At 48.7% G+C, this 13,700-nt stretch carries 23 protein-coding genes and 1 pseudogene; all 24 read left to right on the top strand.

What is annotated here, in order from left to right:
- Nucleotides 1-26 precede the first annotated feature (26 nt).
- On the top strand, nucleotides 27-503 hold the full coding sequence (rpsG, locus tag Q0X57_RS01560; protein ID WP_004331548.1) for a 30S ribosomal protein S7: 477 nt from the start codon (nucleotides 27-29) through the stop codon (nucleotides 501-503).
- 21 nt (nucleotides 504-524) lie between these two features.
- Nucleotides 525-2,648: an elongation factor G gene (gene fusA, locus Q0X57_RS01555; protein ID WP_297726654.1), complete on the top strand. Its 2,124-nt coding sequence runs from the start codon at nucleotides 525-527 to the stop codon at nucleotides 2,646-2,648.
- 18 nt (nucleotides 2,649-2,666) lie between these two features.
- On the top strand, nucleotides 2,667-2,972 hold the full coding sequence (rpsJ, locus tag Q0X57_RS01550; RefSeq protein WP_004331517.1) for a 30S ribosomal protein S10: 306 nt from the start codon (nucleotides 2,667-2,669) through the stop codon (nucleotides 2,970-2,972).
- Nucleotides 2,973-2,993: 21 nt separating this feature from the next.
- Entirely contained in the window at nucleotides 2,994-3,611 is a 618-nt protein-coding gene (gene rplC / locus Q0X57_RS01545) for a 50S ribosomal protein L3 (RefSeq protein ID WP_007365559.1), read from the top strand.
- On the top strand, nucleotides 3,611-4,234 hold the full coding sequence (rplD, locus tag Q0X57_RS01540; protein ID WP_297726650.1) for a 50S ribosomal protein L4: 624 nt from the start codon (nucleotides 3,611-3,613) through the stop codon (nucleotides 4,232-4,234). Before rplC ends, rplD begins: the two co-directional genes overlap by 1 nt.
- Nucleotides 4,235-4,261: 27 nt before the next feature.
- The gene (rplW, locus tag Q0X57_RS01535; protein WP_007365572.1) at nucleotides 4,262-4,555 is read left to right on the top strand and encodes a 50S ribosomal protein L23; all 294 of its coding nucleotides are present in this window, start codon (nucleotides 4,262-4,264) and stop codon (nucleotides 4,553-4,555) included.
- A gap of 3 nt (nucleotides 4,556-4,558) precedes the next feature.
- Complete coding sequence (gene rplB, locus Q0X57_RS01530) at nucleotides 4,559-5,389, top strand: 50S ribosomal protein L2 (protein ID WP_007365597.1); 831 nt, start codon at nucleotides 4,559-4,561, stop codon at nucleotides 5,387-5,389.
- A 31-nt stretch (nucleotides 5,390-5,420) separates the two neighbouring features.
- Nucleotides 5,421-5,684 (top strand): 30S ribosomal protein S19, encoded by a 264-nt coding sequence (rpsS, locus tag Q0X57_RS01525; protein ID WP_004331550.1) that lies wholly within the window; start codon nucleotides 5,421-5,423, stop codon nucleotides 5,682-5,684.
- Between the two features lie 109 nt (nucleotides 5,685-5,793).
- A pseudogene (gene rplV / locus Q0X57_RS01520) lies at nucleotides 5,794-6,141 on the top strand (50S ribosomal protein L22); the annotation flags it as partial.
- A 5-nt stretch (nucleotides 6,142-6,146) separates the two neighbouring features.
- Complete coding sequence (rpsC, locus tag Q0X57_RS01515; RefSeq protein WP_297726645.1) at nucleotides 6,147-6,896, top strand: 30S ribosomal protein S3; 750 nt, start codon at nucleotides 6,147-6,149, stop codon at nucleotides 6,894-6,896.
- A gap of 15 nt (nucleotides 6,897-6,911) precedes the next feature.
- Nucleotides 6,912-7,346, top strand: a complete 435-nt coding sequence (gene rplP / locus Q0X57_RS01510) for a 50S ribosomal protein L16 (protein WP_007365583.1) — start codon at nucleotides 6,912-6,914, stop codon at nucleotides 7,344-7,346.
- A 21-nt stretch (nucleotides 7,347-7,367) separates the two neighbouring features.
- Nucleotides 7,368-7,562, top strand: a complete 195-nt coding sequence (gene rpmC / locus Q0X57_RS01505) for a 50S ribosomal protein L29 (RefSeq protein WP_297726643.1) — start codon at nucleotides 7,368-7,370, stop codon at nucleotides 7,560-7,562.
- Nucleotides 7,563-7,587: 25 nt separating this feature from the next.
- The gene (gene rpsQ, locus Q0X57_RS01500; RefSeq protein ID WP_004331520.1) at nucleotides 7,588-7,842 is read left to right on the top strand and encodes a 30S ribosomal protein S17; all 255 of its coding nucleotides are present in this window, start codon (nucleotides 7,588-7,590) and stop codon (nucleotides 7,840-7,842) included.
- A gap of 3 nt (nucleotides 7,843-7,845) precedes the next feature.
- Nucleotides 7,846-8,211, top strand: coding sequence for a 50S ribosomal protein L14 (gene rplN, locus Q0X57_RS01495; protein WP_007365575.1), 366 nt, complete (start codon nucleotides 7,846-7,848; stop codon nucleotides 8,209-8,211).
- An 18-nt stretch (nucleotides 8,212-8,229) separates the two neighbouring features.
- Nucleotides 8,230-8,550: a 50S ribosomal protein L24 gene (rplX, locus tag Q0X57_RS01490; protein ID WP_025882894.1), complete on the top strand. Its 321-nt coding sequence runs from the start codon at nucleotides 8,230-8,232 to the stop codon at nucleotides 8,548-8,550.
- Between the two features lie 2 nt (nucleotides 8,551-8,552).
- On the top strand, nucleotides 8,553-9,107 hold the full coding sequence (gene rplE, locus Q0X57_RS01485; protein ID WP_297726635.1) for a 50S ribosomal protein L5: 555 nt from the start codon (nucleotides 8,553-8,555) through the stop codon (nucleotides 9,105-9,107).
- A 15-nt stretch (nucleotides 9,108-9,122) separates the two neighbouring features.
- On the top strand, nucleotides 9,123-9,401 hold the full coding sequence (gene rpsN / locus Q0X57_RS01480) for a 30S ribosomal protein S14 (RefSeq protein WP_293964708.1): 279 nt from the start codon (nucleotides 9,123-9,125) through the stop codon (nucleotides 9,399-9,401).
- A 475-nt stretch (nucleotides 9,402-9,876) separates the two neighbouring features.
- Nucleotides 9,877-10,272, top strand: coding sequence for a 30S ribosomal protein S8 (rpsH, locus tag Q0X57_RS01475; protein ID WP_004331545.1), 396 nt, complete (start codon nucleotides 9,877-9,879; stop codon nucleotides 10,270-10,272).
- Between the two features lie 21 nt (nucleotides 10,273-10,293).
- Nucleotides 10,294-10,845 carry a 50S ribosomal protein L6 gene (rplF, locus tag Q0X57_RS01470; RefSeq protein ID WP_297726631.1) on the top strand — a complete coding sequence of 184 codons (552 nt, stop codon included), beginning with the start codon at nucleotides 10,294-10,296 and terminating at the stop codon, nucleotides 10,843-10,845.
- Nucleotides 10,846-10,875: 30 nt separating this feature from the next.
- Complete coding sequence (gene rplR / locus Q0X57_RS01465; RefSeq protein WP_297168050.1) at nucleotides 10,876-11,220, top strand: 50S ribosomal protein L18; 345 nt, start codon at nucleotides 10,876-10,878, stop codon at nucleotides 11,218-11,220.
- A 15-nt stretch (nucleotides 11,221-11,235) separates the two neighbouring features.
- Nucleotides 11,236-11,754: a 30S ribosomal protein S5 gene (gene rpsE, locus Q0X57_RS01460; protein WP_297726626.1), complete on the top strand. Its 519-nt coding sequence runs from the start codon at nucleotides 11,236-11,238 to the stop codon at nucleotides 11,752-11,754.
- Nucleotides 11,755-11,778: 24 nt separating this feature from the next.
- The gene (gene rpmD / locus Q0X57_RS01455) at nucleotides 11,779-11,955 is read left to right on the top strand and encodes a 50S ribosomal protein L30 (protein WP_293964705.1); all 177 of its coding nucleotides are present in this window, start codon (nucleotides 11,779-11,781) and stop codon (nucleotides 11,953-11,955) included.
- A 23-nt stretch (nucleotides 11,956-11,978) separates the two neighbouring features.
- On the top strand, nucleotides 11,979-12,443 hold the full coding sequence (rplO, locus tag Q0X57_RS01450; RefSeq protein WP_297726623.1) for a 50S ribosomal protein L15: 465 nt from the start codon (nucleotides 11,979-11,981) through the stop codon (nucleotides 12,441-12,443).
- 11 nt (nucleotides 12,444-12,454) lie between these two features.
- Nucleotides 12,455-13,700: preprotein translocase subunit SecY (gene secY / locus Q0X57_RS01445; protein ID WP_297726620.1), on the top strand; the 1,246-nt coding region annotated here is incomplete at its 3' end.

The following is a 13,700-nucleotide window of genomic DNA, read 5'->3' as shown; positions in this document are numbered from 1 at the left end:
AGACAATAGTATAATATCACGAAATAATGAGAAAGGCTAAGCCTAAGAAGAGGCAGGTACTGCCCGATCCCGTGTTTGGAGATCGTCAGGTCACAAAGTTTGTGAATCACCTCATGTATGATGGCAAGAAGAGTCTTGCATATAGCATCTTCTACAGAGCTCTTGACATCGTCAAGGATAAGATGTCGCAAGAGGAGAAGAGCGCCCTGGAGATCTGGAAGGCAGCTCTTGATAATGTAACCCCCCACGTGGAGGTCAAGTCTCGTCGTATCGGAGGAGCAACCTTCCAAGTGCCGACAGAGATACGTCCAGAGCGTAGGGAGTCTATCTCTATGAAGAATCTAATCATCTTCGCTCGCAAGCGTGGTGGTAAGACGATGGCTGACAAACTGGCAGCAGAGATTATGGATGCCTACAATAGTCAGGGTGGTGCCTTCAAGCGTAAGGAGGATGTACACCGTATGGCTGAGGCTAACCGTGCTTTCGCACACTTCCGCTTCTAATCCATCACTAACCAAGAATCTATGTCTGCAATTCATTCTAAGCTTGAGCAAACTCGTAATATCGGTATCATGGCACACATTGATGCTGGTAAGACGACAACCTCTGAGCGCATACTCTTTTACACTGGACTAACACACAAGATCGGAGAGGTGCACGATGGTGCCGCTACGATGGACTGGATGGAGCAGGAGCAGGAGCGTGGTATCACGATCACCTCTGCTGCAACTACGACCTTCTGGACCTATGGTGATAAGAAGTATAAGATCAATCTGATTGACACCCCGGGACACGTTGACTTCACCGTTGAGGTGGAGCGTTCACTCCGTGTCCTAGATGGTGCTGTGGCTACTTTTTGCGCAGTGGGTGGTGTACAGCCTCAGAGCGAGACTGTATGGCGTCAGGCTGATAAGTATAAGGTGCCACGTATCGCATATATCAATAAGATGGACCGCTCGGGCGCAAACTTCTACGAGGTACAGCGCCAGATGGTTGAGATGCTCGGAGCTAAGGCTTGTCCTATCCAGATCCCAGTAGGGGAGGAGGACTCCTTCAAGGGTGTCATAGATCTGATCACTATGAAGGCTATCATATGGCATGATGAGACCATGGGTGCCGAGTATGAGATCGACGAGATCCCCGACAATCTCCGTGCTGATGCTGAGGAGTGGAGAGATAAGCTCCTAGAGACGCTCGCAGAGACTGACGAGACGCTCATGGAGAAATACTTTGAAGATCCCTCTACGATCACTGAGGATGAGATCCGTGTAGCTATCCGCAAGGCTACGCTAGCTATGGAGATCTTCCCGATGCTATGTGGCTCCTCATTTAAGAATAAGGGTGTACAGACGCTCCTAGATGCTGTCTGCGCTTATCTTCCTAGCCCTGTAGACACGCCAGAGGTGGTAGGTCATGCAATAGACTCTGACAAGGAGGAGGTGCGTGAGGTCGACCCCGATGCTCCTATGAGTGCGCTCGCCTTCAAGATCGCTACCGACCCCTTCGTAGGTCGTCTCTGCTTCTTCCGCGTGTATAGTGGTCACATTGACGCTGGTAGTTACGTCTTTAACTCTCGCTCTGGCAAGAAGGAGCGCATCTCACGTCTCTTCCAGATGCACTCAAATCATCAGAACCCGATGGAGTCTATCGGTACGGGTGATATCGGTGCTGGCGTGGGCTTTAAGGATATTCGTACGGGTGATACGCTTTGTGATGAGAATGCACCGCTCGTACTGGAGTCTATTGACTTCCCCGATCCAGTGATTGGTATCGCTGTAGAGCCTAAGACGCAGAAGGATATGGATCGTCTCGGTGTCGGGCTGTCTAAGCTCGCTGAGGAGGATCCGACGTTTGTTGTCAAGACCAATGAGGAGACGGGTCAGACCGTCATCAGCGGTATGGGTGAGCTACACCTTGATATCATTATAGACCGTCTGAAGCGTGAGTTCAAGGTCGAGTGTAACCAGGGTAAGCCTCAGGTGGCTTACAAGGAGGCTGTCACTCAGACTGTAGACCTGCGTGAGGTGTACAAGAAGCAGTCAGGTGGACGTGGTAAGTTCGCTGACATCATCATCAAGTTTGGTCCTGCAGACGAGGACTTTGACGGAGCTCTACAGTTTGTTGACGAGGTCAAGGGTGGTAACATCCCGAAAGAGTTTATCCCCTCAGTCCAGAAGGGCTTTGAGAAGGCTATGAAGAGTGGTGTCCTCGCTGGTTATCCTCTAGATAGTCTCAAGGTGACACTGGTAGATGGATCTTTCCACCCCGTAGACTCGGATCAGCTATCCTTTGAGGTGGCAGCTATGATGGCCTTTAAGGAGGCTTCTGAAAAGGCTAGCCCCGTCCTTATGGAGCCTATTATGCAACTTGAGGTGGTAACACCTGAGGAGAATATGGGTGACGTGATCGGTGACCTTAACAAGCGTCGTGGTCAGGTTGAGGGCTCAGAGATCAACCGCTCTGGCGCTCAAGTTATCAAGGCTAAGGTGCCCCTAAGCGAGATGTTTGGCTATGTAACTGCTCTCCGTACAATCACGAGTGGTCGTGCCTCCAGTACGATGAGCTTCTCTCACTACGCAGAGGTCTCCTCGTCAATAGCTAAGAAGATCCTTGAGGAACTCAATGGTCGCGTTGATTTGATAAAGTAATAATCTCACAATATAGTAATGAGCCAAAAGATCAGAATCAAGCTGAGGTCATACGACCATATGCTCGTAGACAAGTCTGCCGAGAAGATCGTCACGGCCGTACAGAATACTAATGCGCTGGTCAGTGGTCCTATACCACTGCCCACGCATAAGCGTATTTTTACGGTGAACCGCTCCACCTTCGTCAATAAGAAGAGTCGTGAGCAGTTTGAGCTAAATGCTCACAAGCGTCTGATCGACATCTACAACGCCTCAGCACCTACGATTGATGCGCTGATGAAGCTGGAGATGCCCAGTGGCGTAGACATCGAAATTAAGTATTAACCAGAGTAATCAACTACAGAAATGCCAGGATTATTAGGAAAGAAAATCGGAATGACATCCGTATTCAGTGCCGAGGGCGTCAATGTGCCATGCACTGTCATCGAAGTAGGTCCTTGTGTAGTGACTCAAGTAAAGACTGCTGACCGTGATGGTTATGAAGCGATCCAGCTGGGCTTTCAGGATGCTAAGGATAAGCATACGACACGCCCACTACAGGGACACTTCAAGGCAGCCGGAGTGACTAACAAGCGCCACTTGGCCGAGTTCATGGGCTTTGGATCGGATTACAAACTCGGTGATGAGATCACCGTGGAGCTCTTCAACGATACGCACTATGTGGACGTACACGGGACGAGCAAGGGTAAGGGATTTCAAGGTGTAGTCAAGCGTCACGGATTCGGTGGTGTCGGTCAGTCAACACACGGTCAGGATGACCGTCTGCGTGCTCCCGGTGCTGTCGGTGCATGCTCTTACCCTGCGAAGGTCTTCAAGGGTACACGTATGGCTGGACAGATGGGCAATAAGCGCGTCACAGTACAAAACCTTGAGGTGATCAAAGTAATGCCTGAGCACAATATACTCGTACTCAAGGGTAGCGTGCCAGGGGCTAAGGGTTCAATCATAGCAATAGAGAAGTAATGGAACTATCAATCTACAATATACAAGGTGAAGATACGGGACGTAAGATAGCCTTGGAGAGCTCCGTCTTTGGTATAGAGCCCAATGATCACGCTATCTATCTAACCGTCAAGCAATACCGAGCTAACCAGCGCCAGGGTACGCACAAAACCAAGGAGCGTAGTGAGATGAGTGGCTCCACACGCAAGCTATTCCGCCAGAAGGGTACGGGAGGCGCTCGTCGTGGTGATATCAACTCAAACATCCTACGCGGTGGTGCACGTGTCTTCGGACCACGTCCACGTAGCTACAGCTTCAAGCTCAATAAGAAGCTGCGTCAGCTAGCACGTCGCAGTGCTCTCACATACAAGGCTCAGGATAACGAAATCCTAGTGCTGGACCAGCTGAGCTTTGATGCTCCTAAGACTAAGACCTTCGTGAGTATGGCAAAAGCTCTGAACGTAGATGGACAGAAGACACTCTATGTAGTGTCTCAGATTGAGGATGCCGTAGCACTGAGTGCTCGCAACATCCCTGGTGTCAGCATCATACGTGCTCAAGATCTCAATACATATTGTGTGCTGGATTGTCGCAAGATAGTCTTCACAGAGGATGCTCTAGCACATGTCAATGAGATGTTTTAAGTCAAAACACAGTAGTAGAGCATTGATATGGGAATCATAATCAAACCAATAATCTCAGAGAAGATGACAGCAATCACTGAGAGCAATCAGCAGAGGTACGCTTTTCTAGTAGCGCCTACTGCCAACAAGATTGAGATACGTAATGCTGTTGAGAAGATGTACAACGTCAAGGTCGATAGTGTCAACACCTGTCGCTACGATGGTAAGCGCTCTAGCCGCTATACCAAGTCGGGTGTCATCACGGGTCGTAAGCCAGCCTTCAAGAAGGCTTTCATCACGCTCCAGGGTGAGGATACAATCGATTTCTTTAGCAATATATAAGCAATGGGAATCCGTAAACTAAAGCCCGCAACGCCGGGGCAAAGACACAAAACTATTGGTGCATTTGACGCCATCACTGCCAGTGCACCAGAAAAGTCTCTTGTAGTTGGAGCTCGTAAATCGGGTGGTCGTAACAATACTGGTAAGATGACCATACGCAACGTAGGCGGTGGTCATAAGCGTAAGTATCGTCTCATCGACTTCAAGAGAACGAAGGATGGCATCCCCGCTACAGTCAAGAGTATCGAGTATGATCCAAACAGATCATCTCGCATCGCACTCCTATACTATGCCGATGGAGCTAAGAGCTATATCATCGCTCCTAACGGACTGACTGTAGGCCAGCAAGTGATGTCAGGTGACAACGCAACACCTGAGGTAGGTAACGCACTACCACTAGCTAAGGTACCTGTCGGTATGATCGTGCACAACGTAGAGCTACGCCCTGGTCAGGGTGGTAAGCTGGTGCGTAGTGCTGGTGCCTTCGCACAGCTGGTAGCTCGTGAAGATAATTATGTCGTACTACGTATGCCTAGTGGAGAGACTCGCCGTATCCTCGCCGCATGCAAAGCTACGATAGGTAGTGTCGGTAACTCCGACCACGCACTTGAGAGATCGGGCAAGGCTGGCCGTACACGCTGGCTAGGTCGCAGACCACGAGTACGTGGTGTCGCTATGAACCCTGTTGATCACCCAATGGGTGGTGGTGAGGGTCGTGCCTCAGGAGGACACCCACGCTCACGTACGGGTCTATACTCTAAGGGTCTTAAGACGAGAGCTCCTAAGAAGCACTCATCTAAGTACATCATCGAGAGAGCCAAGCGTAAGAAGTAATCATTGTATCATTTAAGCAAGAACTAAACACATGAGTCGTTCACTTAAGAAAGGGCCATTTATCAGCGTTAAGCTCGAAAAGAAAGTTTTGGCTATGAATGAAAGTGGCAAGAAGTCAGTCATCAAGACTTGGTCTCGCGCCTCAATGATTTCTCCAGACTTCGTGGGACATACGATCGCCGTACACAATGGCAAGAGTTTTATACCTGTATTTATTACAGAGAATATGGTGGGTCACAAGCTCGGAGAGTTCGCTCCTACGCGTACCTTCCGTGGTCACTCTGGTAATCGCTAGTTAAGCACCCCTGTAATAAATCGAATCAAAGTAATTATCACACATGAGTGCCAATAATCAAGATACAATAGAGACGACCGCTCAGGAGACGGTGACACAGCCCGCTGTAGCTAAGCTACGCAATGTGCCTACATCTCCTCGTAAGATGCGTCTAGTCGTCGACAATATAAGAGGCATGGAGGTAGAGCGTGCAATGGCAACCCTAAGATTTAGCTCTCGCCGTGTAGCTGCTCAGCGTGTAGAGCAACTCATACGTAGTGCTGTCTCTAACTGGGAGCAACTCAACGGTCGCAAGGCTGATGAAGGAGAGCTCTACGTCTCCAAGGTTTATGTAGACGAGGGTGTCACTCTCAAACGTCTACGCCCAGCCCCACAAGGCCGTGGCTATAGAATCCGCAAGCGTTCGAATCACATCACCGTGTGGGTCGACCAAATAGTTAATAACGTAGCTAAGTAACTGATATGGGACAGAAGATTAATCCAATAGCAAACAGACTCGGCTACATACGTGGTTGGGACTCTAACTGGTATGGTGGTCGCAACTATGGTGATACCCTAGTAGAGGATGATCGTATCAGAAAGTACCTAAACACTAGACTGTCAGGAGCTCTCGTGAGCCGGATCGTCATAGAGCGTGCCCTCAAGGTCATCACTATAACCATATGCACCGCTCGTCCTGGTATGATCGTCGGAAAGGGTGGTCAAAACGTAGAGAACCTCAAGGCTGAACTCAAGAAGGTCACAAAGGCAGACAATATACAAATCAACATCTACGAGGTACGCAAGCCTGAAGTTGATGCTGTCATCGTGGCTAATGATATAGCTCGTAAATTAGAAGGACGTATGTCATACAGACGTACCGTCAAGATGGCTATTGCAAATGCTATGCGTGCTGGTGCTGAGGGTATCAAGATACAACTCTCAGGTCGTCTCAACAACGCTGAGATGGCTCGCTCCGAGCTATACAAAGAGGGACGTACTCCTCTACACACACTACGTGCTGATATTGACTATGCTCAAACTGGAGCGCTCACCAAGGTGGGTATGATAGGTGTCAAGGTCTGGATTATGAACGGTGAGGTATACGAGCGCCGTGATCTAGCTCCTGACCTCTCACAGCCTCGCCGTCAGGCAGGGCGTCGAGCTGGTGACTCTCGTGGTGATCGTCGTGGGGGATTCCGTCGTGGAGGACGCAATAGATCTAATCGCTAATCAAAGACCACAGCTATGTTACAACCTAAGAAGACTAAATTTAGAAGGCAACAGAAGGGCCGTATGAAGGGCAATGCACAGCGTGGCAACCAGCTCGCATTTGGTTCTTTTGGTATCAAGAGCCTAGAGAGTAAGTGGATTACAGGCCGTCAGATAGAGGCTGCTCGTATTGCAGTAACGCGTTATATGCAGAGGCAAGGACAGGTCTGGTGCCGCATCTTCCCCGACAAGCCTATCACAGCAAAGCCTGCTGAGGTGCGAATGGGTAAAGGTAAAGGTAATCCCGAGGGATTTGTCGCTCCTGTGACCCCAGGTCGTATGCTCTTTGAAGTAGAGGGCGTACCCTACGAAGTTGCCAAGGAGGCTCTACGTCTAGCTGCTCAGAAGTTACCAGTCACGACAAAGTTTGTCGTACGTCGAGACTACGATGCTGCTAATCCTAATGTTTAATCCGCTAGACCTTATACAGCTATGCAGATAAGCGAAATCAAAGAGCTCACAACGGACGAAATCCGTGAGCGCATAGAGGCTGAGCAGGCTACCTACCAGCAGAAGAGGATAGATCACTATGTCTCTCCAGCTGAGAATCCTGCAGCTTTTAGAGAGCAGCGTCGCACGATCGCTCGTCTCAAGACTGTCCTCGCAGAGCGAGAGACAAATAACTAACCCTGCAGAATAGACTATTATTCACATGGAAAGAAATCATAGAAAAGAGCGCATCGGGATCGTCACCAGCAATAAGATGGACAAGACCATCACCGTAGCCTCACGCTTCAAAGAGAAGCACCCTATATATGGTAAGTTCGTCAGCAAGACTAAAAAGTACTATGCACATGACGAGAAAAATGAAACGAACATCGGTGACCGTGTCCGCATTATGGAGACACGCCCTCTGAGTCGCACGAAGCGCTGGAGACTAACCGAGATTATAGAAAGAGCGAAGTAAACTATGATACAGCAAGAATCAAGACTCAATGTAGCAGACAATAGTGGTGCTCGCGAGGTACTCTGTATCCGTGTACTCGGTGGCACACGCCGTCGCTATGCTTCGGTCGGAGATATCATCGTGGTGACCGTCAAGAGCGTCATCCCCTCCAGTGATATGAAGAAGGGTACCGTAGCCAAGGCTCTCATCGTAAGGACCAAAAAGGAGATTCGTCGTACTGATGGCTCCTATATCCGCTTTGATGACAACGCCTGCGTACTACTCACCCCCAATGGCGAGCTACGTGGTACACGTATCTTCGGTCCAGTAGCTCGTGAGCTACGTGCCGTAAATATGAAGGTCGTGTCTCTAGCTCCTGAGGTCCTTTAACTTATATAGAGAATAGAGATGAGCAAGTTTCATATTAAGAAAGGCGACATCGTTATGGTAAATGCTGGTGACGACAAGGGCAAGACAGGACGCGTCCTCAAGGTTCTAGTCAAGAAGCAGCGTGCGATTGTCGAGGGGCTCAATATGGTATCTAAGCATACCAAGCCCAATGCACAGAACCCCCAGGGAGCTATTCTCAGCATGGAGGCTCCAATACATATATCTAACCTGAATGTGCTAGATCCTCAGTCTGGCAAGGGAACGCGTATAGGACGTCGCCGTGATGACAACGGTAAGCTCGTACGCTTTGCTAAGCAGTCAGGAGAAGTAATTAAGTAACTATGGCACTGACAGTAAATCTTAAGAAGCAATACAAAGAGCAGATCGCTCCCGATCTGATGAAGCACTTTGCCTACAAGAGTAGTATGCAGGTGCCCCGCCTAGAGAAGATCGTCATCAATCAAGGCTTGGGCATCGCTACAGGTGACAAGAAAATCATTGATGTAGCTATTGATGAGCTCACTCAGATCACTGGACAAAAGGCAGTAGCAACACATTCACGCAAGGATATATCCAACTTTAAGTTACGTAAGCAGATGCCTATTGGTGTTATGGTTACACTGCGTGGCGACCGTATGTACGAGTTCCTAGAGCGTCTCGTCCGTGTTGCTCTCCCACGTATCCGTGACTTCAAGGGTATAAACTCTAAGCTGGATGGTCGTGGTAACTATACTCTAGGAATCACAGAGCAGATTATCTTCCCTGAGATTAACCTTGATAGTATCACGAAAATACTAGGGATGAACATCACTTTTGTGACCTCAGCTCCTACTGATGAAGAGGGCTTTGAGCTACTCAAGCGATTTGGTCTTCCATTCCGTACTACTAATAAGTAAGATACATATAGGTCTATGGCAAAAGAATCAATGAAGGCCCGTGAGGTCAAGCGCCAGAAGTTAGTTCAGAAGTATGCAAAGCGTCGTGCCGAGCTCAAGGCTGCTGGAGACTATGAGTCTCTGCAGAAGCTCCAGACACTTCCACGCAACTCCTCTTCTGTGCGTCTGCATAATCGTTGCAAAATCACGGGACGTCCCAAGGGTTATATGAGACAGTTTGGCATCAGTCGTATCCAGTTCCGTGAGATGGCTTCTGCTGGTCTTATCCCTGGGGTGAAGAAGGCCAGCTGGTAAAGAATCTTTCGTCAACACCCACATACGAGGACGGGAACCGTTCTCATAAACAAATTGTTTATAGAGCGTTCCAAGGGCTCAGATATACTATGTGGAGAGCAAGTTGGAGCATTATGCCCAGTCTATACTGTAGGTGTGATATACTCCTGATGAGCTCTGAAAGTTTTCATAGTATCTAGACTATTTGTATCTTTGCCTAGAATTGTCCTCTCATATGTCCCTTCCACACCAGAGGGAGTGTATGGAGTGCTTGCACTCTCTAGAGTGAGAGCGTGGGGCGATGATTGACAGCGAATCAATTAAATATTGTCTGGGGTAGCCTATCTCTTACAACTCCCAGCCTTGCTATATCTAACTCCTCAATGTATACTTATCCCTGTAATGGGTACTGTAACCTAGAGGACTAGACAGTACGTTAGGTAAAGAGTCTAAAGCAAGTTAGGAACCCTCCAGATCAATTTAATCTTAATACACAATGACAGATCCAATAGCAGATTATCTCACCCGATTGCGCAATGCAATCAAAGCGGGGCACCGTGTGGTAGAAATCCCAGCTAGCAACATCAAGAAGGATATCACCAAGATCCTTTTTGACAAGGGCTACATCCTCAACTATATGTTTGAGGAGGAGGGATGCAAAGGAACCATCAAAGTTGCCCTCAAGTATGACCTCTCTAACAAGGTCAACGCAATCAAGTGCCTCAAGCGTGTCTCACGCCCAGGCTTACGTAAGTATGTAGGCTACAAAGATATGCCTCGCGTACTCAATGGACTAGGTATCGCCATCCTATCTACATCTCACGGTGTCATGACTGACAAAGAGGCTCGTGAGCTCAAGATCGGTGGTGAGGTACTATGTTATGTATATTAATCCTCCTTATAGCAAAGCAATATGTCTAGAATAGGTAAACTACCCATAGCTATACCACAGGGCGTGACCGTCTCTCAGGAGGATCACTATGTAACAGTAAAGGGCCCCAAGGGTGAGCTCAAGCAATACATAGATCCTCGCATCGAGGTCTCTATACAGGACGGTGAGATCACACTCGCACGTCACTCTGACGAGCGCCAGGAGCGCTCTCTGCACGGTCTCTACCGTCAGCTAATCCACAATATGGTGACGGGTGTACACGAAGAGTTCACCCAAACACTTGAATTAATCGGTGTCGGTTACCGTGCTACCAATCAGGGGCAGATCCTAGAGCTATCACTAGGTTTTACGCACGCTATCTATCTAGTACTCCCCAATGAGATTAAGTTAGAGACAGAGATGGTGCGCAATCAGACCCCGAAGATCATCCTTAAGTCTTGCGACAAGCAACTCCTAGGACAGGTCTGTGCTAAGATTCGTTCATTCCGCAAGCCAGAGCCATACAAGGGTAAAGGTGTTCGCTTCCTCGGTGAGGAGGTACGCCGTAAGTCTGGTAAGACGGCTGGTAAGTAAGTCGTATCCACTATCTAAGTAAAGAGTCATATGAACAAGAAAGCACAAAGAAGAAAGCACATCAAGACACGTGTGCGTGGCAAGATAAGTGGTACATCTCAAAGACCACGCCTGTCTGTATTCAGAAGCAATAAGCAGATTTACGCACAGGTTATTGACGATATAGAAGGACGCACTCTAGCAAGTGCCTCCTCACTCAAGATGGAGACCTCTGGTACTAAGAAGGAGGTGGCCGCTCAGGTAGGACAGGAGATAGCTCGAGTAGCGCTTGCTGCTGGCATTGATACGGTGGTTTTTGATCGTAATGGGTACCTCTATCACGGTCGTATCAAGGAGCTAGCAGATGCAGCTCGTACAGGAGGTCTTAAATTCTAAATCATAGAGCACATCATGGCAATAGCAACAAATAGAGTCACAGCTACCAATGATCTAGATCTTAAGGATCGCCTAGTAGCTATCAATCGAGTAACTAAGGTCACAAAGGGTGGTCGCACCTTTACCTTTGCTGCGATTGTTGTCGTCGGTAACGAGGATGGCATCGTAGGTTATGGTATGGGGCGTGCCAGCGAAGTGCCCGCAGCCATCGCCAAGGGCGTAGAGGCTGCTAAGAAGAATCTCATACGTGTACCTATCTACAACGGGACCATTCCTCACGAGCAGATCGGTCGCTTCGGTGGTGCTCGCATCTTGCTGCGCCCAGCCTCTGCTGGTTCGGGAGTCATCGCAGGAGGTGCTATGCGTGCGGTACTAGACAGTGTAGGCGTTACCGATGTTTTGGCAAAGAGCCAGGGGTCAACGAATCCACACAATCTCGTCAAGGCTACCATCGCAGCACTCGCTGAGCTACGTAGCCCCTTGATGGTCGCTCAGAGCAGAGGTATCTCTGTAGAGCGTGTGTTTAAAGGATAATCACCTAGACAAGTAAAGAGTATTATGGCAAAAATCAGAATTGAGCAAGTCCGTAGTCGTATACGGTGCAACAAGTCTCAGAAGCGCACCCTCGATGGTCTAGGTCTTCGCAAGATGCACCAGATTGTAGAGCATGAGGATACCCCTCAGATTAGGGGTATGGTGGCCAAAGTACACCACTTGGTTCAGGTCGTAGAGTAATAAAATATAGACAGATAATAGCAATGGACTTATCTACACTCAAACCAGCCGAGGGCTCTGTTCACTCTCGTCGTCGTATCGGTCGTGGTCAGGGATCTGGCCGTGGTGGCACGTCTACACGTGGACACAAGGGAGCCAAGTCTCGCTCTGGATACAAGCATAAAGTCGGATTTGAGGGCGGTCAGATGCCAATCCAGCGTCGCTTACCTAAGTTTGGCTTCAATAATATCAATAGGATAGAGTATCGTCCTGTGAACCTAGCTGCTCTTGAGCAGTTGGCACAGAATACTGAATTCTTCCCTAATCAAGCAGAGACAGTAGTTATTACTAAGGATAAGCTTGTTGAAGCTGGGCTAGCCTCACGCAATGAATCCGTGAAGATTCTAGCTCAGGGCGAGTTGACACGATCCATACAGGTCGAGGCAGACGCTTACTCAGCTCGTGCCAAGGAGCTTATTGAAGCTCAGGGCGGATCGATACTACAATAAGATAAGCAGATATGCGGTTAGTAGATACAATTAAGAATATATGGAAGATAGAGGATCTGCGTAAGCGGATTCTCATCACTATCCTGTATGTAGTCATATACCGACTAGGTAGCTTCGTCGTATTGCCTGGAGTCAATCCCGATACATTGACCAATCTAGCCAGCCAAACCAGTGAAGGTCTGATGGCTCTGCTCAATATGTTCTCGGGAGGAGCCTTCTCCAACGCCTCGATATTTGCTCTGGGTATTATGCCTTACATCTCGGCAAGTATCGTTATGCAGTTGGCGGCGATTATCATTCCCTCTATGCAGAAGATGCAGCGTGAGGGTGAGAGTGGACGACGCAAGATTAATCAGTGGACACGTTACCTGACGGTGCTGATTCTGTTGATTCAGGCTCCAGCCTATCTGCTGAATCTTGATATGCAGCTACGTGCTGCTGGAGCATCGCTACCTTCTGGCATTATGTATCGTGTATTTGCTACCGTCATACTAGCAGCGGGCAGTATGTTTGTCCTTTGGCTAGGTGAGCGCATTACAGATAAGGGCGTCGGCAATGGTATCTCATTCATCATCCTTATAGGTATTATCGCTCGTCTGCCACACGCATTGATAGCCGAGTTTAATTATCGTCTCATCAGTGCTTCGGGAGGACTTGTAGCATTCCTTGCTGAGATTGTATTCCTACTGTTCGTTACTGCAGGAGCTATCCTACTGGTACAGGGAACGCGCAAAGTCCCAGTGCAGTACGCTAAGCGTGTAGTGGGGAATAAGCAGTATGGTGGTGCACGTCAGTATATACCTCTCAAGGTGAATGCTGCCAACGTGATGCCTATCATCTTCGCTCAAGCGATTATGTTTATCCCCATCTCACTCGCTAGCTACTTCACTGGAGGGGATGGTACGCCCTCGCGTTTTATCCAGGTATTGTCTGACAATACTAGCTTTTGGTACAACTTCATCTTTGCTACGTTGATCATCCTTTTCACCTACTTCTATACGGCGATTACGATCAACCCCACACAGATGACCGATGACCTCAAGCGCAACAATGGATTCATCCCAGGTGTCAAGCCTGGACGTAGCACGCGAGACTACCTCGACGGTATCATGGATCGTATCACACTGCCAGGAGCATTCTTCCTCGCACTGGTTGCTATCATGCCAGCCTTTGCTCAGATTCTAGGTATAAGTTCGGCATTTGCACAGTTCTTTGGAGGTACATCACTGCTGATCCTCGTAGGTGTGGTCCTAGATA

Source organism: uncultured Porphyromonas sp. (genome assembly GCF_947254915.1).
GTDB lineage: Bacteria > Bacteroidota > Bacteroidia > Bacteroidales > Porphyromonadaceae > Porphyromonas.
This window is presented reverse-complemented; position numbering and strand designations above follow the sequence as displayed.